The 19763-nt window shown below is 69.8% G+C and carries 14 protein-coding genes and 4 pseudogenes; 6 read left to right on the forward strand and 12 right to left on the reverse strand.

The genetic code is table 11. The annotated features are described in order from the left end of the window. Positions 1 to 489: 489 nt before the first annotated feature. From AOK18_RS18105 to wrbA, 12 genes and pseudogenes are all read right to left on the reverse strand, one after another. Positions 490 to 894, reverse strand: a pseudogene (locus tag AOK18_RS18105) (IS6 family transposase); the annotation flags it as partial. A 55-nt stretch (positions 895 to 949) separates the two neighbouring features. After that, a complete protein-coding gene (locus AOK18_RS18110; protein WP_206281557.1) occupies positions 950 to 2452 on the reverse strand; it encodes a glucose/sorbosone family PQQ-dependent dehydrogenase in 1503 nt (500 codons plus the stop codon). Between the two features lie 288 nt (positions 2453 to 2740). Then, positions 2741 to 3862, reverse strand: a complete 1122-nt coding sequence (gene pqqE, locus AOK18_RS18115) for a pyrroloquinoline quinone biosynthesis protein PqqE (RefSeq protein ID WP_055695056.1) — start codon at positions 3860 to 3862, stop codon at positions 2741 to 2743. After that, the gene (gene pqqD / locus AOK18_RS18120) at positions 3859 to 4134 is read right to left on the reverse strand and encodes a pyrroloquinoline quinone biosynthesis peptide chaperone PqqD (RefSeq protein ID WP_055695057.1); all 276 of its coding nucleotides are present in this window, start codon (positions 4132 to 4134) and stop codon (positions 3859 to 3861) included. Before pqqD ends, pqqE begins: the two co-directional genes overlap by 4 nt. Next, positions 4131 to 4862: a pyrroloquinoline-quinone synthase PqqC gene (gene pqqC / locus AOK18_RS18125; protein ID WP_055695058.1), complete on the reverse strand. Its 732-nt coding sequence runs from the start codon at positions 4860 to 4862 to the stop codon at positions 4131 to 4133. Before pqqC ends, pqqD begins: the two co-directional genes overlap by 4 nt. Beyond that, a complete protein-coding gene (gene pqqB, locus AOK18_RS18130; protein ID WP_055695059.1) occupies positions 4859 to 5767 on the reverse strand; it encodes a pyrroloquinoline quinone biosynthesis protein PqqB in 909 nt (302 codons plus the stop codon). The genes pqqC and pqqB overlap by 4 nt, the downstream gene beginning before the upstream one ends. Positions 5768 to 5776: 9 nt before the next feature. Next, positions 5777 to 5908 (reverse strand): pyrroloquinoline quinone precursor peptide PqqA, encoded by a 132-nt coding sequence (pqqA, locus tag AOK18_RS31035; RefSeq protein ID WP_079105079.1) that lies wholly within the window; start codon positions 5906 to 5908, stop codon positions 5777 to 5779. A gap of 280 nt (positions 5909 to 6188) precedes the next feature. Further along, positions 6189 to 7595 (reverse strand): dihydrolipoyl dehydrogenase family protein, encoded by a 1407-nt coding sequence (locus tag AOK18_RS18135; protein WP_055695060.1) that lies wholly within the window; start codon positions 7593 to 7595, stop codon positions 6189 to 6191. Between the two features lie 53 nt (positions 7596 to 7648). Next, positions 7649 to 7975, reverse strand: a complete 327-nt coding sequence (locus AOK18_RS18140) for a GNAT family N-acetyltransferase (RefSeq protein WP_055695061.1) — start codon at positions 7973 to 7975, stop codon at positions 7649 to 7651. Continuing rightward, positions 7972 to 8496, reverse strand: coding sequence for a carboxymuconolactone decarboxylase family protein (locus AOK18_RS18145; protein ID WP_055695062.1), 525 nt, complete (start codon positions 8494 to 8496; stop codon positions 7972 to 7974). Before AOK18_RS18145 ends, AOK18_RS18140 begins: the two co-directional genes overlap by 4 nt. After that, a complete protein-coding gene (locus AOK18_RS18150) occupies positions 8493 to 9446 on the reverse strand; it encodes a pirin family protein (protein WP_055695063.1) in 954 nt (317 codons plus the stop codon). Before AOK18_RS18150 ends, AOK18_RS18145 begins: the two co-directional genes overlap by 4 nt. 255 nt (positions 9447 to 9701) lie before the next feature. Then, complete coding sequence (gene wrbA, locus AOK18_RS18155; protein ID WP_055695067.1) at positions 9702 to 10322, reverse strand: NAD(P)H:quinone oxidoreductase; 621 nt, start codon at positions 10320 to 10322, stop codon at positions 9702 to 9704. Between the two features lie 230 nt (positions 10323 to 10552). Here wrbA and AOK18_RS18160 point away from each other — a divergent pair. The 6 genes and pseudogenes from AOK18_RS18160 to AOK18_RS18185 form a co-directional block, all read left to right on the forward strand. Further along, positions 10553 to 11300 (forward strand): annotated as a pseudogene (locus AOK18_RS18160) (pirin family protein). Between the two features lie 913 nt (positions 11301 to 12213). Further along, positions 12214 to 14395: pseudogene (locus AOK18_RS18165) on the forward strand (discoidin domain-containing protein). Between the two features lie 573 nt (positions 14396 to 14968). Then, complete coding sequence (locus AOK18_RS18170) at positions 14969 to 16384, forward strand: ABC transporter substrate-binding protein (RefSeq protein ID WP_055695064.1); 1416 nt, start codon at positions 14969 to 14971, stop codon at positions 16382 to 16384. 89 nt (positions 16385 to 16473) lie between these two features. Then, positions 16474 to 17433 carry a carbohydrate ABC transporter permease gene (locus AOK18_RS18175; RefSeq protein WP_055695065.1) on the forward strand — a complete coding sequence of 320 codons (960 nt, stop codon included), beginning with the start codon at positions 16474 to 16476 and terminating at the stop codon, positions 17431 to 17433. A 16-nt stretch (positions 17434 to 17449) separates the two neighbouring features. Then, positions 17450 to 18325, forward strand: coding sequence for a carbohydrate ABC transporter permease (locus AOK18_RS18180; RefSeq protein ID WP_055572436.1), 876 nt, complete (start codon positions 17450 to 17452; stop codon positions 18323 to 18325). A gap of 110 nt (positions 18326 to 18435) precedes the next feature. Further along, positions 18436 to 19674: pseudogene (locus tag AOK18_RS18185) on the forward strand (glycoside hydrolase family 13 protein); the annotation flags it as partial. Positions 19675 to 19763 lie beyond the last annotated feature (89 nt).

A 19763-nucleotide genomic window follows, 5' to 3' on the forward strand; every position in this document is an offset into this window, starting at 1 on the left:
GGCCGGAACCGCCACCGGCCCTTGGTCCTGGTACTCCAGTCGCAGTTCGCTGTCTCTGCTGGTCAGAGGGGTCTTCCAGAGTCCGTTCGGCTGCCGTGCCCTCTGGTGCCGGAAGTTCGTAACCTCCCCCGAGGCCGTCCGTCGTGATCGTCATGCAGGATGTGCGGCCCGACGTCTGGGCGGCGGAACGGGAAGAGGCACTCGTGCGGAGCGGTCACCAGTTCGGGCGGGTGGACCTGAGACGCCGGTACTCCCACTCCTGGTAACGCGAGTACCAGGAGCCAGGAGCTCCACCCCGCCCGGCTGAGTGGCGGCGCCGTCTGCTCGCCGGGCGTCCCCCAGTGCGGCCGGTACGTCCGCAAGAGCGGAAGGAACCATACGGGGACGAGGACGCGCCCGGGAAGTCGGACTCTTGCGGAAGGACGCCGCCCAGGAAGCTGCACAGCGCCAGCCAGACGCCCGTCACGGCTCCCTTCACAGGTGTCGACGGGGTCGGAAACGAGGTGAGATGCTGCTGAACGCGGACAGGAACCACTGGGCTCCACCGATGCTGCGGAAGCCTTTCATGGCGCGTTCGCGCTGCCGCGTGGGTTGGTGGGAGTTCTCGGCCCGGTTGTTCGGGCCCTTGTGGGAGCGGTGCTCGACCGAGGACATCAGCTCCCGGTGGGCGGTGCCGTAGGAGCGCAGTTTGTCGGTGACCACCACCCTCGGCACCGAGCAGGTCTTCTTGAGCAGTGTGCGGAAGAACCGCCGGGCCGCAGCGGTGTCCCGCCGGTTCTGGACGAGGATGTCCAGGACGGTGCCGTCAGCGTCCACGGCCCGCCACAGGTACTTCAGCTCGCCGTTGATCTTGATGAAGACCTCGTCCAGGCGCCATGTGTCGCCGGGACGCGGGGCGAGGACGGCTGCGTGCCACAGGACGTACCGGGCGGGTCGGGAGACCGCCGGTTCAGTCCTGCAGGCGGTACTCGATGACCGCCCCGGGGTTCTCCAGGCCGTCGGGGGCCGGAGCGCGGTCGGCGCCGAGCTCACGGATGGAGCCCGCGGAGTCGGTGATGGCGAAGACGGACTTGCCGTCGGCGCTGAACTCCGTGTCACGGAAGCGGTTCTGCTCCGTGAGGAGCCTCGTGACCTTGCTGACGCGCCGGCCGTCGTCCGTGAGGTCGACACGGTAGAGCGTGCCGTCCTTGAGGGTGGTCATCACCAGGGAGTTTTCCCAGCCCGGGATGCCCTCGCCCGTGGCCCCGGCGGCCTTCCGGGACGTCCCGTAGTGCTCGAAGCCGGAGGGGGCGATGGTGGGCCAGCACACCGCCGCTTCCCCGCTCGGCCGGCACGCCGGGTCCTCGAAGTCGAAGTCCGACTCCACGGTGCCGAAGGTGCGGATCGGCTCCACGAAGGGCTTGGTGAAGTCGGACTCCTTCCGCACCGGGACCGTCTCGGGGATCTCGAAGTTGCTGAACGTCAGCTCTTCGCAGGGCGTCGGCCACGAGGCGGACCAGTTGCCGTAGACGTAGGCCTTGTCGTCCTGGTAGCCCGAGACGTTGGGCCAGCCGTAGTTGCCGCCGCTGCGCAGGACGTTGATCTCGTCGTCGGTCTTCGGGCCCATCTCGTTCTGGTAGAGCGTGCCGTCGGGGCCGAAGGCCAGACCCTGCGCGTTGCGGTGGCCGTAGGTGTAGACGTGGCTGCGCACGCCGGCGAGGACCGGGTTGTCCTCGGGGATCGAGCCGTCGGTGTTCAGCCGCAGGGTCTTGCCCCGGTAGGCGACCCAGTCCCGGCCCTGGACTTCGCCGGCGGTGGGCAGCCGCTGGGCGTAGATGGGTCTGCAGTAGCTTCCGAACTGGTTCGCGCCCTGGTCACCGATGGTGTAGTACAGCTTGCCGTCCGGGCCCAGGCGCAGCCGGGCCGACTGGTGGTCGTAGCCCGACGGCATGCCGGAGATGACGGTCTTCGGGCTGTGCAGTCGCTTCCGCCCGGGGTCGTAGGTGTAGCGCTCGATCTTGGTGCGGGCCTGGACGACCGGGCCGGGGTCGACGTCGTAGCTGTAGGAGATGTACGCGTACACCTCACCGGTCCCGCTCCGTTCCCCGATGGCGAGGCCGAGCACGCCGTCCTGCCCTCCCTCGGTGTGGACGGCCTGCGGCAGGCTGAGCAGTGCCGTCTTGACGCCGGACTTCGTGTCGATGCGGGTGACCTTCTTGCCGGTCTTCTCGGTGGCCCACAGGGATCCGTCGGGCGCCCGTACGACCTCGTAGGGGTTGTTCAGCCCGGTGGCCACGACACGCTTGACGAACATGCCCGAGGCGGGCGGTGTGCTCGTGTCGGCGGGAGGGGAGACGGCGTCCGGGTCGGAGTTCCCGGAGGGGTCTCCGCCGGTGATGGCAGCGCCGGTGAGGGAAACGCCGAGGGCCAGGACGAGTGCGGTCGTCGCCGGCCCGCGCAGTATGCGGTGCATGCGGTTCCTTCCAGAGAGGTTACCCCCGCTTGAGCATCGCGCGGAGTAATCGATTCAGCACTCCGGGTGCCGGCCCCTTCTGCCGTTCAGGTGAAAGAAGGGCCGTGACCGGGAGGCGGGGCACACAAGGACGATCACCCCGGCGGCATCGGGACAGGCTTGAACCTCAGCTCAGGGCTGAGGAGTTGAGAAACGAAGCGCTGCCTTCCCGGGTGGGGCCGCCGGTCTGTTCACCGGTTCGCGTGCCTGCGGTCCGCGGTTTTTCCGTGCTCCGTACGGTGTGCTCGGTCACCCCGTGGGGCCGGGACACCGCCGCGCGCGGCGGCCGGCCCGGCGGTGGACCCACGGCTTCGGGGGCGCCCCCTCTTCGGAGTGTTCGACCAGGGAGCGGACCAGGGCGTGGTCGGGGGAGAGCCGGCAAGCCGGATCGGTGTGGGTGGCGTCACCGGTGAGCGCGTACGCCTGGCAGCGGCAGCCGCCGAAGTCCTGTGTGCGCATGTCGCAGCTGCGACAGGGCTCGGTCATCCAGTCGGTGCCGCGGTAGCGGTTGAACGCCGGGGAACGGTGCCAGATCCAGTCCAGCGGGTGGTCAAGGACGTTCGGCGGGTCGAGATCCGGCAGGGAGGCCGCCGCCGGGCAGGGCAGGACGGTGCCGTCGGGGGCAACAGTGAGGGAGACGGCTCCCCAGCCGCCCATGCAGGGCTTCGCCACGCCGTCGAAGTGGTCGGGGACGACCCAGACCAGTTCGGGCCGTCCGGGCAGTCCGGCCCGCCGGCGTGCGACGGTGTCCCGGGCACGGGCGAGCTGGCCGGGGGTGGGGAGCAGCGCGGTGCGGTTGAGCAGGCCCCAGCCGTAGAACTGGGTGTTGGCCAGCTCGATCCGGTCCACGTCCCAGACCACACCCAGGTCGATGACGGCGTCGATCGCGTCGAGGTTCTCGCGGTGCAGGACGACGTTGAGGCCCAACGGCAGCCCCGCGTCGCGGACCAGGGCGGCGGCCTTCTCCTTGGCGGTGAACGACGACGGGCGTCCGGCGATCCGGTCGTTGGCTCGCGGGTCGGCGGCCTGCACGGACAGCTGGACACTGCGCAGCCCGGCGTCGGCCAGGGCCGCCAGCCGGTCCGCGTCCAGGCCGACGCCGCTGGTCACCAGCTGGGTGTAGATCCCGGCGGTTTCCGCGGCGGTAGTGATCTGCTCGAGGTCGGGGCGCAGCAGTGGCTCACCACCTGACAAGTGGGTGTGGACGACGCCGAGTTCACCGGCCTGGCGCATCACTTCAGCCCAGTGGGCGGTGCCCAGCTCGCGGGAGCGCCGGGTCAGGTCCACCGGGTTCGAGCAGTACGGGCAGTGGAGCGGGCAGGCGTGGGTGAGCTCGGCCAACAGGGCCCAGGGGGACGCGGGGACGCTCATCGCAGACACCCCTCCCGGCGCAGGCCGTCGAGGAAGGCCGGGACCTCGTCGGCGACCGGTGCCCCGGGGAAGCGGGCGGTCAGCTCCTCGACGATGGCCCGCACGGTGCGGGTGCCGTCGCACAGACCGACCACCACCTCGCCGCGGCCCTGCAGGACGACGACGCGTTCGGGCAGGAGCAGCAGGTCCGCGCCGCGCACGGGATCGTGCCGCAGTACCGCGGCCGGCACCAGAGCGGGGCGCCAGTCGGCCGCCGCCGGCTGCGTGCTCATCCCCGCTCCCGCTCTCCGGCGGTGTTCACGGCGTCCAGCAGCGCCCACAGGACGTCGCACTTGAAGACGAGTGCGGCCACCGCCCGCTCCTGTTCGGCCGGGGTGCGGGCCCACTCCAGAACCAGACCGAGCGCCTCGGAACTGTCCCGCCGTCCCTGGTGGACGCGGCTTCGGAAGTAGGCGAGGCCGTCCGGTTCGATCCACCGGTAGTGGCGTTCGAAGGCGTCGATACGGGTGCGCATGATGTCCGGGGCGGCCAGTTCGGTGAGCGAGGCCGCCACGGCCTCCAGCGGTGTACGCAGCCGGCAGAAGTTGACGTATCCCTCCACCGCCAGCCGTACGCCGGGCAGCACCCCCTGTCCGTCCAGCAGCGTGCCGCGGTCCAGGCCGGCCGCCTCACCCAGCCGCAGCCACCGCTCGATTCCGCCCTGGCCCTCCTGGCGCCCGTCGTGGTCCTCGATGCGGCGCATCCACATCCGGCGCAGCGGCGGAGAGTCCAGCTGGGCGAGGATCAGGGCGTCCTTGACCGGGATGTGGCGCTGGTAGTGGAAGCGGTTGGTGATCCAGCGGCGGAGTTCCCCGGGGCGGAGGTCACCGTTGTGCATGCGGATGTTGAAGGGGTGCCGATCGTGGTAGTGGTCCCGCGCCACGTCACGCAGGCGCCCCTCGAGGTCTGCCGGGCTCCAGGGATCGGTGTGCTCGGTGAGCGGTGTGGTCCCGGTCGTCACGGCTGGATCACCATTCCGTCGTGCGCCACTTCCAGGCCCAGCCGCGCGAGCTTCTTGTGCTGCGGCGCGTCGGGGTCCACGAGCGGGTTCGTGTTGTTGAGGTGCGTGTACAGGCAGCGGGCGGTCAGCGGGGCGAGGAGCGCGGCGGTGCCGCCCGGACCGTTGATGGGCAGGTGCCCCATGCCGGTGGCCGTGCGGTCGCGGATGCCCGCACGGCGGGGTTCCTCGTCGTCCCAGAAGGTGCCGTCGACGAGGACGCAGTCCGCCTCGGCGGCGGCCCGGTGCAGGTGGTCGGGCCAGGCGGCCAGGGCGGGAGCGTAGAGCACGGACGCGCCCGTGGCCGGGTCGTACAGGCGCAGCGCGACCACCCACGCCTCGTCGTCCGGCTCCTCGGCCGCGTACCGCGGCCGCTTGCCGGACACCGGAAGGGCGCTGATCCGCAGACCCTCGTCGTCGTCCGCGGCACCCAGCGGGACCGACCCCCGGACCGGCAGATCACGCCAGGCCACCTCGGTGTACGGGGCCAGCACCGCGTCCAGGCACAGCCGGTCCCGGACCGCGCGCCGGACCGGACCGGTCGCGAACACCTCCAGCCCGTCGTGCGCCTCGCGCAGCCGGGTGAGGCCCGTGGTGTGGTCGAGTTCGGCGTCGGTGAGAACCACCCCGGCCACCGGGGTCTGCCGCCGTCCCGGGCCCGGGTGCAGAGCCGGGTGCGCCTCGATCTGCTCCCCGAGATCGGGCGTGGCGTTCACCAGGTACCAGCGGCCCTCACCGGCCCGGACGGCGAGCGAGGCATGACGACGGCGCCGGCGCGGATGGGCGCGTGCCCCGGAGCACCCGGGGCACGCGCAGTTCCACTGGGGAATTCCGCCACCCGCCGCGGTGCCGAGCACCTGCAGCAGCATGGCGGCGGGCTAACGGGCCGCGAGGGAGTAGGCGGTGACCTCGAGTGCGGTCTCGACGATCACGAACTCGGGTGTCTGCCAGCCGCTCTCCTCCACGGGACGCGGCGGGGCCTGCTCGAGTCGCTCGGTGTGGTCGGCCATGAGGCGTACCTCGCTTTTCGCTACGACGGCCGGGGCGGCCGTACCGAGGAGCTCTCCCTTCCCGGAAGGGAGGCCCCAGGATGCCGGAGGGAGCCCCCCGGCCTCCCCATGCAAGTTTCGGCCACGTCCCCGGGACACGCCACCGGTGTCCATCCAATCAGTGCGCGAGGGGCGCTCCCGCATCGTGGCTCGCCCGGCCGGCGGGATCCGGGGCCCAGGGACAGGACGGCCGGCGGGACCTGGGGGACGGCCCGGGGCCGGACCGCCCCCGTCCGTCCGGTCAGCCGCGCGCCTTGTCGTCGTCCAGGGTGTCGAAGAGCAGGTTGAGGCCCTCGCCCATGGTGGGGTGGGTGAAGACGGCGTCGCGGACCTGCTGGTAGGGCAGCCGGCCGAGCATGGCCATCTGCACGGCGGAGAGGACCTCCCCGGCGTGGTGGCCCAGCAGGGCGACGCCGAGGATCTGGTCCGTCCCGGCGTCGACGACCGCTTTCCAGATGCCGGTTCCCTCGTGCAGGGTCTTGGCGCGCGGGATGGCGGCGACCCGGAGCCGGGCCACCTTCACGTCGTGTCCCTGCGCACGAGCCTCGGTCTCCGTGAGGCCGATGCGGGCGAGCTCGGGGGTGGTGAAGACGGTGTAGGGCACGATCCGGCCGCTGGTGACGGTGTCACCGCCGGTGAGGTTGTCCCGCAGGACGCGGAAGTCGTGCCAGGAGGCGTGGGTGAACTGTGGGCTGCCGGCGACGTCCCCGGCGGCCCACACATGGTCGGCGGTGGTGCGCAGGTGGCCGTCGACGGCGACGAACCCGCGGTCGGTCAGCCGCACGCCCGCCGCTTCCAGTCCGAGGCCGGCGGTGACCGGTGTCCGACCGGTGGCCACGAGCAGCTCCTGCCCGCGGACCTCGGAGTCGTCGTCGAGGGTGACGACGACGTCACCGTGGCCCTCCTCGCGGCGCACGGCACTGGCGCGCGCCCCGAGCCGCACGTCGACGCCCTGATCGGTGAGCACCCGGGCCACCTCGTCGGCGACGTCCCGGTCCTCGCGCGGCAGCAACTGGTCGCGGCCCTGCAGCAAGGTCACGCGCGTGCCGAAGACGGCGAACATCGAGGCGAACTCGGCACCGACGTACCCCCCGCCCAGGACCAGCAGTGTCTCGGGCAGCCGCTCCAGGCGCAGGATCGTCTCCGAGTCCCACACCTGCGCGTCGGCGATGCCGGGCAGGTCAGGCAGGGCCGGGGTGGTCCCGGTGTTGATGACGACGTCCCGGCCGCGCACCGCCCGGGTGGCGCCGTCGGCGGTGGTGATCTCGACGGTCCGTTCCCCCGTGAACCGGGCGGTCCCCAGGACGAAGTCCATGCCGGAGTCGGCGAACAGCTTCTTGTGGGCCTCCACCATCCCGCCCACCACGTCCTCCTTGTGCGCGCGGAGCGCTTCCAGGTCGACGGCGGGTTCGGAGCCGATCTCGATGCCCATCCGGGCTGCGTGGCGTGCGGTGAGCAGGGTGCGGGCCGAGCCGACGAGCGCCTTCGTGGGGATGCAGGCGACGTTGATGCATGTACCGCCGATCTTGTCCCGCTCCACCATGGCCACCTTCCAGCCCGCCTTGGCGCGGTCCATCGCCAGCGACTTCCCCGCCTTGCCGCCGCCGATCACCAGCAGGTCGACGTCCTGGACGTCCTTCTCATTCATGGGGGCCTCCCTCTGGTGATCGACATGGCTTCTTCGCGCGGCGACGCACGGAGTTACGCGGTTTCTGCGGAAGGAAACCCGAGACGGGCCCGGTCCTTCTCGGGGACGAGGTGCAGGTATGTGTCGGTGTCCCGGGCGATGACCTTGCGGACGTAGGGGCAGTACGGCAGGACGGCGAGGTTGCGGCGCCGGGCGTCGTCGAGGGCCTCGGCGACCAGCTGCCCGGCCAGGCCCCGGCCGCCGAACTCGGGAAGGGTCTCGGTGTGGGTGAATGCGATGTTCCCGTCGGTGAGTTCGTAGACGGCGAAGCCCGCGAGGCGGCCGTCGTCGTGGATCTCGTAGCGGTGCTCGGCGGGGTTGTCGCGGGTGATGGCGCTCATGCCGGGCCCTCCTGTGCGGTGGCCGCCCGGGACGGGCGTGGCGCGGTGGCCTTCTGGAGTGGTACTGGGTGGCGGCTGACGATCGACACACGGTTGAAGGCGTTCATGGTGAGGGCGACCCAGGCCACGGCGGAGATCTCCTCCGCGGTGAGGTGCGCGGTCGCTTCGGCGTAGTCCTGGTCCTGGACGCGGGCGTCCGGCAGCACGGTGACGGACTCGGCGAGGGCGAGCGCGGCACGCTCCCGGTCGGTGAACAGGCCGGCATCGCGCCACGCGGGCAGGACGGCGAGGCGTTGCGTGGTCTCGCCCCCGCGCAGGGCGGCTCGCACGTGCAGGTGCAGGCAGGAGGCGCAGCCGTTGATCTGGGAGACGCGAATGTTCACCAGCTCGACCAGGGTCCGGTCGAGTCCGGCCGCGCGGGCGGTCTCCCGTACCGTCTTCGCGGTCTCGCGCAGAGCCTGGTACGCCTGAGGGCTCTGCCGGTCGATCCACACCCGGCCCCCGGGGGGTGTCGTACTCATCGGTCCCCCGAGGCGCGCTGCCAGTAGGGGGCCGCGGTCGGGATGAGGGGCAGGGAGGACGCCACGCGGCCGAAACGGTCGTCCTGGCGGGCCCAGGAGGCGTGGGCGGCGTCGATCTCCTCGCGGTTGCGGCCGACGAAGTTCCACCACATGAGGATGGGCTCGGGGAAGGGCTCGCCGCCCAGGAGCATGACCCGGGCGGGTTCGTGGACGTCCAGGGGGAGTTCGTCCCGTCCTTCGCCGAGGTAGCCGAGGCGTCCGGGGTGCAGGGGCTCGTCGCGCACGGCCACGGCTCCCTGGAGGACGACGAGCGCGTACTCCCAGTCGGGACGCAGGGGGACCGTGGCGGGTGCGCGCAGGTCCAGCTCGACGCCGACGAGCGGGGTGTCGTGGCGGGCGGGACTGGCCAGACCGCCGAGGTCACCGATCAGGACGGTCGCGGCGCCGGCTTGACCGTCGAGGTCGGTCCGTGGCAGCTCCGCATGGTGCTCGAAGGCCGGTTGGCTGTGCCGGGTGTTCTCCGGGAGGGCGGTCCACATCTGGATGCCCTCCAGGGTACCGCGGTAGTGGCCGGTGGCCTCCTCCGCGTGGGAGACGGCGCGGCCGGAGGTCATCAGATTGAGCTGGCCCGGCTCGATGACCTGTTCGGAGCCGAGGCTGTCGCGGTGGAGGACTTGGCCGTCGGTCAGCCAGGTGACGGTCTGCAGGCCGATGTGGGGGTGCGGGCCGATGTCCAGGCCGCTGTTCTCGGTGACGTCGGCAGGCCCCATGTGGTCGGCGAAGCACCAGGCGCCCACCGTGCGGCGCCCCCGGCGGGGCAGGGCCCGGCGCACCCGGATCGTGCCGACGGTGGCCTCGCGGCTGTCGCTCACTTGCAGGCAGGGCGGTTCGGGATGGCCGGTGTCGGCCTGATCGGCGGACGCGTCGACCGTGCTGACCGGTCCGCTCATCACATGACCTCTTTCCCGTGTGTCGGTGTCTTCCGGTGACCGGACCGCCGGGGAACGCGGCTTGTTCCTGGTGCGTCCGCGGGCGCTGGTGTCCACCATGAGGTGCAGTCCACGGTGGAAGTACCCGCTTGAGCGTGCGGCAAAAGGCGACCCCGGCCGGCCGGAGGGGTCGCTCGGATCCGTGACGGCCCGTCGGCCGCGCGACGGGGTGCGGCCGACGGGCCGGGCCTCGGTCCCCTCCCGGACAGGGCCGGGTCAGGCGGCGGCGAGACCTGCCTTGAGGCCGGAAGCGATCTTGACGACCCGCTCTGCCTGGATCCGGGCGGCGGTGCGGGTGGTGTCCCCGACCGGATTGTTGCCCTGGGCGTCGACGTGGGAGGTGCCATAAGGGTTGCCGTCGGCGAACTTGGCGGGATCGGTGTAACCGGGGGACACGAGGATGCCGCCGAAGTGGTGGACGGAGTTGTACAGCGCCAGCAGGGTGGACTCCTGGCCGCCGTGGGTGGTGGAGGAGGCGGTGAAGCCGCTGTAGACCTTGTCGGCCAGCTTGCCCTGGGCCCACAGGCCGCCGAGGGTGTCGATGAACTGCTTGAGCTGCGAGGCGATGTTCCCGAAACGGGTGGGGGACCCGAAGATCACGGCGTCGGCCCATTCGATGTCGGGCGGGGTGGCGACCGGGATGTCGGCGGTGGCGGCGACGTTGGCGGCCCAGGCCGGGTTGGATTCGATCGCGGCCTGGGGGGCCAGCTCGGCGGCCCTGAGCAGGCGGACCTCGGCGCCGGTCTTCTCCGCCGCTTCGGCGATCTCCCGGGCCATCTCGGCCACAACGCCGGTGGAGGAGTAGTAGACGACGGCGAGCTTGATCTGGGTGCTCACGGCTGCGGTCTCCGTTCGGTTGGTGTCGTGTGTGCGGTTACGGCTGAAGATGCCCATGACAGCTGTCGTTCTGGTGCCGAACGCCCGCTGACGGGTGTTGGTTTAACCGTAAACTATTATGTGAACGCCTGCACCTTTCAGGGCGAGAGGTCGCGAGCCCGCGAATTGATATAATGCTCAACTAAATGGCGATCCGGCGTCCCGCCTCCGCCGACGGCAAGGGCACCGTCATGGCCTCCGCTCTCGACGTCCGCCGCACCGACGAGCGCCTCCGCACCCGCGTCGGCCGGCTCGGCTCCCGGCGCTCCTCCTCCTTCTCCCGCCACGGGAACGCCGAGAACACCCACTGCGGGCTGCCGCTGGTCTCCAACGACGACGTCGTCGCGCCGGGCACCGGCTTCGACGCCCATCTCTACCGCGACATGGAGATCATCACCTGAGTGCTGGACGGCGGCCCGGCCCACCAGGACTCCGAGGGCCACAACGGGGTGATCCACCCGGGCCTCGTCCAGCGGATGAGTGCCGGCACCGATATCCTTCACGGCGAGAAGCGCGACTCCCGGACTCTCACCGGCAAGCCCGCCCACCAGGCCCCTGTCCACTTCATCCAGGTGTGGGTCCTCCCCGACGAGGCCGGCATCAAGCCCGGCTACGAGCAGCTCGACATCGATGACGAACTGGCCCTCGGCGGCTGGACCACTCTCGCCTCCGGCTTGCCCCGGCGCGCGATCGGCATCCGGCGGAAGCACGCCGCCCTGCACGTCGCCCGTGTCCGCCCCGGCAAGACCCTCCTGATCACCACCGCTCCCTTCACCCACCTCTTCCTCGCCCGCGGCAGCCGAACTGGAGGGTGCGGGCCCGCTGGCCTCCGGCGACGCGGTCCGCATCACCGGCGCGGAGGGCCGGCGCATCACTGCCGGCCCCGACGGCGCCGACGTCCCGATGTGGGAAATGCGCGCCGCTGTCACCACGGCGTGACGCGCGTACCGATCCGGGCAGCCGGCCTGTTCTGCCGGGGCATCTCCTGAACTGCCCGGATGTGTGGGGACACGGGTCTGTCGGCCCTGGTGGTCGCTGGACTTGTGGCGGAAGAGGGCGGGCGGCCTTCGACGCCTCCGTGCGAGGTGCGCCACAACCAACCCTCGCGGGTGAGGACGCCAACGTTCCGCTCGGCAGTCCGTTCCGCACCGACGCTCTCCGGGCGTCGGATTGGGTCACCGAGCAGCGTCCGACAGGGGTATGAGCGGGTGGCTTCGGATGAGGAACGCGCGGATCGGACACGGCCATGCCTCCCGAGGGGCTGCTGCGGGAGCCGGCGCTGGTGATGCGCATGTCGGTCACGTAAAGGCTCTCCTTCAGAGATCCATCGCCGTGTCAATCAATTACAAACCTTACGCAGCATCTTGCGCTGACTTGTTGACAGGTGCTTGAGTGTGCGGCGCCCACCACTCCCGCTCGGAGGGGTCCACTGATGAGATGCCCCGGGTTCCGTCGCACTCTCGCGGATCCGTTTCCGCATCCCCGACGTCCGCGACGCGGCGAACCGTGGCTCCCACCGCCGGCCGACCGGCCGCGGTACGCGGTCGGCCGGCAGTCCACAGACCACGGCTCCGTGCTCAGCCCCTCGCCGAAGCGCGATGGGAGCGCGGCCGATGTCCGGCGACGGCTCTCTCGCCTGGCTGTCCGTGCCCGACGGCGTCCTCGCCTTCCGCTGCGCGACGGGCTCCCTGTACGCGGTGAACCTCTCGCCGACTTGCCCGACTACCTCAAAGTCCTGATTCTCAACGGCTCGCTGGGCGACCGCGAGTGACTCCCGCAGGGCGCCGCCGGCTGGCGGCGCCCCTGATACCGGCGCGGCCGCCGTCCCACCCCCGCCACGAAGGGAACGCACATGCACCCGCACCCCATCCGTAATGTCAGGTACGCGGCAGTAAGTGCCACGGTGGTCGCGTTGACCGCCGGCATGCTCGTCGCCCTCGCTCCCGCTCCCGCGCACGCGGCGACCGGTGCCACCCTGCCCTTCACCTCCATCGAAGCGGAGTCCGTCCCTACCACCGGCACCCGGATCGGACCCGACTACACTCAGGGCACCCTCGCCTCCGAGGCTTCCGGGCGCCGGGCCGTGCGGCTGACGGCCGGGCAGCGCGTCGAGTTCACGGTGCCGCGCGCGGCCAACGCCGTGAACGTCGCGTACAGCGTCCCGGACGGTCAGTCCGGCATCCTCAACGTGTACGTCAACGGCCAGAAGCTCCCCAAGACCCTGCCGGTGACATCGAAGTACTCCTATGTGGACACGCCCTGGATCGCCGGCGCCAAGACGCACCACCTTTACGACAACGCGCGGCTGCTGCTCGGCCGGGACGTCCAAGCCGGTGACCGAGTTGCCGTGGAGGCCGCGGACGTCCAAGTCACCGTCGACGTAGCCGACTTCGAGCAGACCGCCGGACCCGCCGCCAAGCCCTCCGGGGCGGTGTCGGTCACCGACAGGGGTGCCGATCCCAGCGGCCGGGGCGACTCCACGCAGGCCTTCCGGGAGGCCATCGCCGCCGCACAGGGGGGAGTGGTGTGGATCGCGCCGGGCGAGTACCGGCTGACCTCGTCGCTCAGCGGCGTGCAGAACGTGACGATCCAGGGTGCCGGCCACTGGCACTCCGTTGTACGCGCCTCCCGCTTCATCGACCAGCCGAACTCGTCGGGCAGGCAGGGTCCACATCAAGGACTTCGCTGTCATCGGTGAGGTCACCGAGCGTGTCGACTCCAGCCCCGACAACTTCGTCAACGGCTCCCTCGGCCCGAACAGTTCCGTGTCCGGCATGTGGCTCCAGCACCTCAAGGTCGGTCTGTGGCTCACCGGCAACAACGACAACCTCGTCGTCGAGAACAACCGCATCCTCGACACCACCGCCGACGGCCTCAACCTCAACGGCAATGCGCGCGGCGTCAGGGTCCGCAACAACTTCCTACGCAACCAGGGCGACGATGCGCTCGCCATGTGGTCGCTGTACGCGCCCGACACCAACAGCAGCTTCGAGAACAACACGATCTCGCAGCCGAACCTCGCCAACGGCATCGCGATCTACGGCGGCACCGACATCACCGTCAGGAACAACCTGGTCACCGACACCAACGCCCTCGGCAGCGGTATCGCGATCTCCAACCAGAAATTCCTCGACCCCTTCCACCCGCTGGCGGGCACCATCACGGTCGACGGCAACACCCTGGTGCGCACGGGCGCCATGAACCCCAACTGGAACCACCCCATGGGCGCCCTGCGCGTCGACTCCTACGACAGCACCATCGAGGCCCAGGTCCGGATCACCAACACGACCATCACCGACAGCCCGTACAGCGCCTTCGAATTCGTGTCGGGCGGCGGGCGCGGGCACGCCGCGAAGAACGTGACCGTGGACGGCGCCGCCGTACGGAACACCGGCACGGTCGTGGTCCAGGCCGAGACGTCGGGCGCCGCCACCTTCCGCAACGTCACGGCCACCGGCGTGGGCGCCGCCGGTATCTACAACTGCCCGTACCCGGCGGGCTCGGGTACCTTCACGCTCACCGACGGCGGCGGCAACTCCGGCTGGAGCAGCACCTGGTCGGACTGCTCCACCTGGCCGCAGCCCGGCCAAGGCAGCCCGGACCCCGACCCGGCACGCAACCTGGCCAAGGGACGCCCGGCCACCGCCACCGGCTCCCAGGACGTGTACACCCCCGGCAAGGCGGTCGACGGTGACGTGAACACCTACTGGGAGTCCGCCAACCACGCCTTCCCGCAGAACCTCACCGTCGACTTGGGGTCGGCGCAGGGCGTACGACGGTTGGTGCTGAAGCTACCGCCCGCGCAGGCCTGGCAGGCCCGCACCCAGACGCTGTCTGTCCAGGGCAGCACGGACGGCTCGGCGTACTCCACGGTGGTCATGCCGAAGGATTACCGCTTCGACCCGGCGACCGGCAACACGGTCACCGTGAACCTGCCCGCCGGTACGAACCTGCGCCACCTCAGGCTGCACGTCACCGCGAACACCGGATGGCCGGGCGCGCAGTTCAGCGAGGTCGAGGCGTACTTGTCCTAGCCTTCCCGACGGCCCCCGTGCTTCGCCGATTCGGCGAAGCACGGGGGCCGCGCACCTGCCGTGGGCCGCGCGCGTGGGGCAGGTCGGTCTCGGCCACCGCCCGGGTATGTGGGGCGCGAGCCAGGGCCTGCCACCAGCAGGGTGCGTCGACCGGCCGGCGATCACGCTGATTCACCTGCGGCACGATCTGCCGCACCAGGCGCTGGAGTCGAGTGCGGATGTCAGGTCCCCGGTCGTCCTCGCTCGCGGCTGCGGACACTGGTGGATGTGTTCGCGTACGCCCGGGCCGAGGGCGTCGAACCTCGCCGAGTGCGGCATCGCCGACCTGCGGGATCTTGGGGTACGCATCCGTACCGCGCCGCACGGCTCGCAGGAGCGGCCGGCCGAGAGGGTCGAGATCCCCGCTCCTCGGTTCTTTCGTGCTCAATCAACTCCCTCTTGTCAGAGAATTACGAAGCTGACGCGACATATTGCGCTCAGATGTCGGGGGTGGTTGAGTGTGCCGGACCCCACGATGCTTCCACCGTCCGGTGGTGGGGTGACCTTCACGTTCCTGCCCGAAGGGGACCACCCATGAGAAGTGCCCGGTTCCGCCGTACTCGCCGCGTCAGCGCGGTCGCCCTCGTCTCCGCTCTCACGCTGAGCGCGCTCGCCGCCTGCGGCACGAGCAGCAGCGACAACGGCGATGGCGCTTCCGAAGGGAGCGGCTCGTCGGATCCGTCCGCCCCGCTGGATCCGAAGACGAAGGTGACGATCACCATCGACTGCATGCCGCCGACGGCGAAGGCGGCGGAACTGAAGGAGTGGAAGCAGGACGTCGCGGAGTTCAACAAGACGTACCCGAACGTCACCATCGAGGGCCGCTCCACTCCGGGCCAGTGCCTGGAGCCACCGCGCTTCACCGCAATGCTGAAGGCCAAGTCGCAGCCCGACGTCTTCTACACCTACTTCACCGACCTGCCCCAGGTGCTCGACCACGACGGCGCCGAGGACATCACCGCATACGTCAACGGCAAGAGCGTGCCGGCACTGAAGGACATCGACCCGAACATCCTGGGCTCGCTCAAGCAGGACGGCAAGCTGTACGGTCTGCCCACCAGCAATTACACGATGGGCCTGCTGATCAACCGCAAACTCTTCCAGCAGGCCGGTCTCGACCCCGACGCCCCGCCGCACACCTGGGCGGAGGTCCGCACCGCGGCGAAGAAGATCGCCGGCCTCGGCGACGGCATCGCGGGCTTCGGCGAGTACAGTGCCGGAAACACCGGCGGCTGGCACTTCACCGCGCACATGTACAGCATCGGCGGCGACATCGTCGACGCGAGCGGCAAGAGGGCGACCTTCAACGACGAGCTGGGCAAGCAGGTCGCCGAGAACCTCCACGCCATGTGTTGGGAAGACGACAGCATGGGCAAGACCCAGCTGTTGAAGTGGGGCGACCTGCAGAAGCAGATCGCCACCGACAAGCTCGGCATGTTCCTCGCCGCCCCCGACGACATCGCCTACATGGTTCAGCAGCTCGGCGCGCAGTACGAGAACTTCGGCATGGGGCCGATCCCCGGTGAGAAGGCCACCCTGGCCGGCGGAAACAGTTACATGATCAAGAAGGGTATCTCGCCCGACAAGATCAAGGCCGCGGTCGCCTGGCTCAACTTCAAGAACCTCACCGTGGGCAAAGGCCAGTTCGACTGGGCGCGCGCCAAGGCCGACGGTCTGCCGGTCGGTGTCCCGCAGCCCAATTTCTGGCTGAACGAGTCCAAGAAGAAGGACGACGCCGCCCGCGCCGAGCACGCAACGATGCCGGTGGAGAACTTCAGGGCCTTCATGGACAACCCCGTCGCGGGCAAGGCCGAGCCGCCCAAGGCCCAAGAGGTCTACAAGGTCCTGGACAACGTGATGTCCGGCCTCCTTACCAACGAGAACGCCGACACCGACAAGCTCCTCAACACTGCGGAGTCACAGGTCAACCAGATCCTGGCCGGTCAGTGACCCGACCGGGCGGGGCGACGTGAGGAACCGCCCCGTCCGGCGGCTTGGCCCCGGCAACAGAGACGGCAGATCAGTACCGAGGAGCAACCATGTCGGCCCCCAGCCTGACCCCGAGCAAGGCGGATCCACCCCGCCACTCCACACCGTACGAGACATCCCGTGCGACCTCCGGCGGATCCTTCGCCAAGAGCCTGCGGCGGAACCTGACGGCTCACGGCTTCCTCATCGGCGCGGTCGTTTGCTTCGCCGTGTTCTCCTGGTATCCGATGGTCAGGGAGTTCTTCCTGGCTTTCCAGAAGACCGAAGGCGGCGAGAGCACCTGGGTCGGCCTGGACAACCTGGTCACGGTGTTCAACGATCCGGCCTTCTGGCAGGCGTGGCGCAACACCCTCCTGTTCACCGTCCTGGCGCTGGTCTTCGGCTTCGCGGTGCCATTCGTCGCGGCGATCGTCATCAACGAGTTCCACCACGGCAAGGGCTACCTGCGGCTCCTTGTCTACCTGCCGGTGATGCTGCCGCCGGTCGCCTCCGTCCTGCTCTTCAAATACCTCTACGACCCCGGCTACGGACTGCTCAACGAGCTGCTCGGCTTCTTCGGCCTGCCCGAACAGCAGTGGCTCCAGGACGCTGACCTGTCGATGCTCTCGGTCGTCCTCGCCTCGACCTGGATGAACATGGGCGGCGCCGCTCTCATCTACCTCGCCGCGCTCCAGGGCATCCCGGGCGAGCTGTACGAGGCCGCCGAACTCGACGGGGCCAACCTGTTCCGCAAGATCTGGCACGTCACCATCCCACAGACCCGGCTCATCCTGTCGCTGATGCTGCTCATGCAGGTCATCGCCACCATGCAGGTCTTCGTCGAACCGTTTCTGCTGACCGGCGGCGCCGGCCCGGAGGGGTCTACCACGACGGTCGTCTACCTGATCTATCAGTACGCCTTCAACTTCAACGACTACGGTGCCGCGGCGGCCCTCGGCCTACTCCTGCTCGCACTGCTCGCCGGATTCTCGGCGGCGTACGTCAGGCTCAGCCGCGCCGAGGACGAGTAAGGCCAGGGAGACCATCATGTCCACGCGTACGCTCATCTCGCCGGCCCAACTCGCCCGACCCCGTGGCAAAATCCTGTACTGGATCACGTTCACCCTGATTGTCGGCGGTTTCACGCTGCTCTTCCTCGGCCCGCTGTACTGGCTGATCTCCAGCGGCTTCAAGGACGCGCAGGAAGTGATCCGGACTCCGCCGACCCTGGTTCCCGATTCCTTCGAGCCCGGCAATTACCAGCAGGCCTGGAAAGTCATGGACCTCGCCCAGCTGCTGGGCAACACCCTGTACTACGCGTTCGGTGCCCTTGCCTTCCAGCTGGTCCTGGACGTGGCCGCTGCCTATTCGCTGTCCAGGCTCCGCCCGGTGTTCGGCAAGGCGATCCTGGGCATGATGCTGGCGACACTGATGATCCCCGCGACCGTTCTCGTCGTCCCGCAATATCTGACAGTCCTGGACGTGCCGGTCATCGAGCGGAACTTACTGAACACGCCCTGGGCGATATGGCTGCCCTCGGTGACCAACGCCTTCAACATCTTCCTGCTCAAGCGGTTCTTCGACTCAATCCCCAGGGAACTGCTGGACGCCGCCTCGATGGATGGGGCGAGCCCGATGCGCGTCCTGTGGTCGATCGTGCTGCCCATCTCGCAGCCGATCCTCGGCGTGGTGTCGATCTTCGCGGTCGTCGGGGTCTGGAAGGACTTCCTCTGGCCGATGCTCACCCTGCCCGACCCGACCAAGCAGACCCTCAACGTCGGGATCTACTCGCTCTCCAACGGTGTGCCGGTGAACGTGCTGATCGCCGCGCTGACGATCGCCTCTCTGCCCACCTTGTTGATCTTCCTGGTCTTCCAGCGCAACATCATGAGCGGCCTCACGGCCGGCGGGCTCAAGGGCTGATCGCTCCGCCGCCCTCGGTCTCCCCTCCAAGCCTCCGCCGCCGGCCCGTCCGCCCCGCCCCGCTGTCCGGACCGACGGCGGAGTTCAACCCTGCCCGAAAGGACCACACCGTGGCAGCCCTCACCCCGCAGCGTACCGACGACTGGTGGCGCGACGCCGTCATCTACCAGGTGTACCCGCGTAGTTTCGCCGACGGTGACGGCGACGGCACCGGGGACCTTGCGGGCGTCCGCGCCCGACTGCCCTATCTCGCCGAACTCGGCGTCGACGCCGTCTGGTTCACTCCCTGGTACCTCTCTCCGCTGGTCGACGGCGGCTATGACGTAGCCGACTACCGCACCATCGACCCCGCCTTCGGCACCCTCGCCGAGGCCGAGAAGCTGATCACCGAGGCCCGCGAACTCGGTATCCGCACCATCGTCGACATCGTTCCCAACCACGTCTCCGACCAGCACCCCTGGTTCCGGGCGGCCCTCGCCGCGGGCCCCGGCAGCCCGGAGCGTGAGCTGTTCCACTTTCGCCCCGGCCGCGGCGCGAACGGCGAACTGCCGCCCAATGACTGGCCCTCGCAGTTCGCCGGATCTACCTGGACCAGGGTGCCCGACGGCGAGTGGTACCTGCACCTGTTCACCCCCGAGCAGCCCGACCTCAACTGGGCCCACCCCGCCGTACGGCAGGAGCACGAGGACATCCTGCGCTTCTGGTTCGAACGCGGCGTCGCCGGCGTACGTATCGACTCCGCCGCCCTGCTCGTCAAGGACCCGGCTCTGCCCGACTTCGTGGAAGGCGTCGGCCCGGAGCCCTACATCGACCAGGACGAGCTCCATGACATCTACCGCTCCTGGCGGGCCGTGGCTGACGAGTACGGCGGCGTGTTCGTGGGGGAGGTGTGGCTGCCCGACGCCGAGCGCTTCGCCCGCTACCTGCGCCCGGACGAACTGCACACAGCATTCAACTTCAACTTCCTCACCTGCCCCTGGGACGCCGACTGTCTGCGGCGCGCCATCGACGACACTCTCGCCGAGCACGCTCCCGTCGGCGCCCCGGCCACCTGGGTGCTGTGCAACCACGACGTGACCCGCACGGTGACCCGCTACGGCCGCACCGACACCGCCTTCGGCTTCGCCACCAAGGCTTTCGGTACCCCGACCGACCTCACCCTCGGCACCCGCCGCGCCCGCGCCGCCGCCCTCCTCACCCTCACCCTCCCGGGATCGGTTTACGTCTACCAGGGCGAGGAACTCGGTCTGCCCGAGGCCGACATCCCCCTCGACCGCATCCAGGACCCCATGCACTTCCGCTCCGGCGGCACCGACCCGGGCCGCGACGGCTGCCGCGTCCCGAAACCGTAGGACGGTGCGTCGGCCTCCCAGGGCAGGGGGACGCGGCAGCCGTCGCGGCCCGGGTCGGTGCCGCCGGAGCGGAAGTGCATGGGGTC

It is taken from the genome of Streptomyces prasinopilosus (assembly GCF_001419695.1).
GTDB classification, from domain to species: Bacteria; Actinomycetota; Actinomycetes; order Streptomycetales; family Streptomycetaceae; genus Streptomyces; species Streptomyces prasinopilosus.

What these genes read in the sequence shown, in the direction of transcription:
- AOK18_RS18110 (WP_206281557.1), bottom strand. Translation starts at nt 2,452, where the DNA reads ATGCACCGCATACTGCGCGGGCCGGCGACGACCGCACTCGTCCTGGCC.
- pqqE (WP_055695056.1), bottom strand. Translation starts at nt 3,862, where the DNA reads ATGAGCGTCCCCGCGTCCCCCTGGGCCCTGTTGGCCGAGCTCACCCAC.
- pqqD (WP_055695057.1), bottom strand. Translation starts at nt 4,134, where the DNA reads ATGAGCACGCAGCCGGCGGCGGCCGACTGGCGCCCCGCTCTGGTGCCG.
- pqqB (WP_055695059.1), bottom strand. Translation starts at nt 5,767, where the DNA reads ATGCTGCTGCAGGTGCTCGGCACCGCGGCGGGTGGCGGAATTCCCCAG.
- pqqA (WP_079105079.1), bottom strand. Translation starts at nt 5,908, where the DNA reads ATGGCCGACCACACCGAGCGACTCGAGCAGGCCCCGCCGCGTCCCGTG.
- AOK18_RS18135 (WP_055695060.1), bottom strand. Translation starts at nt 7,595, where the DNA reads ATGAATGAGAAGGACGTCCAGGACGTCGACCTGCTGGTGATCGGCGGC.
- AOK18_RS18140 (WP_055695061.1), bottom strand. Translation starts at nt 7,975, where the DNA reads ATGAGCGCCATCACCCGCGACAACCCCGCCGAGCACCGCTACGAGATC.
- AOK18_RS18145 (WP_055695062.1), bottom strand. Translation starts at nt 8,496, where the DNA reads ATGAGTACGACACCCCCCGGGGGCCGGGTGTGGATCGACCGGCAGAGC.
- AOK18_RS18150 (WP_055695063.1), bottom strand. Translation starts at nt 9,446, where the DNA reads ATGAGCGGACCGGTCAGCACGGTCGACGCGTCCGCCGATCAGGCCGAC.
- AOK18_RS18170 (WP_055695064.1), top strand. Translation starts at nt 14,969, where the DNA reads ATGAGAAGTGCCCGGTTCCGCCGTACTCGCCGCGTCAGCGCGGTCGCC.
- AOK18_RS18175 (WP_055695065.1), top strand. Translation starts at nt 16,474, where the DNA reads ATGTCGGCCCCCAGCCTGACCCCGAGCAAGGCGGATCCACCCCGCCAC.
- AOK18_RS18180 (WP_055572436.1), top strand. Translation starts at nt 17,450, where the DNA reads ATGTCCACGCGTACGCTCATCTCGCCGGCCCAACTCGCCCGACCCCGT.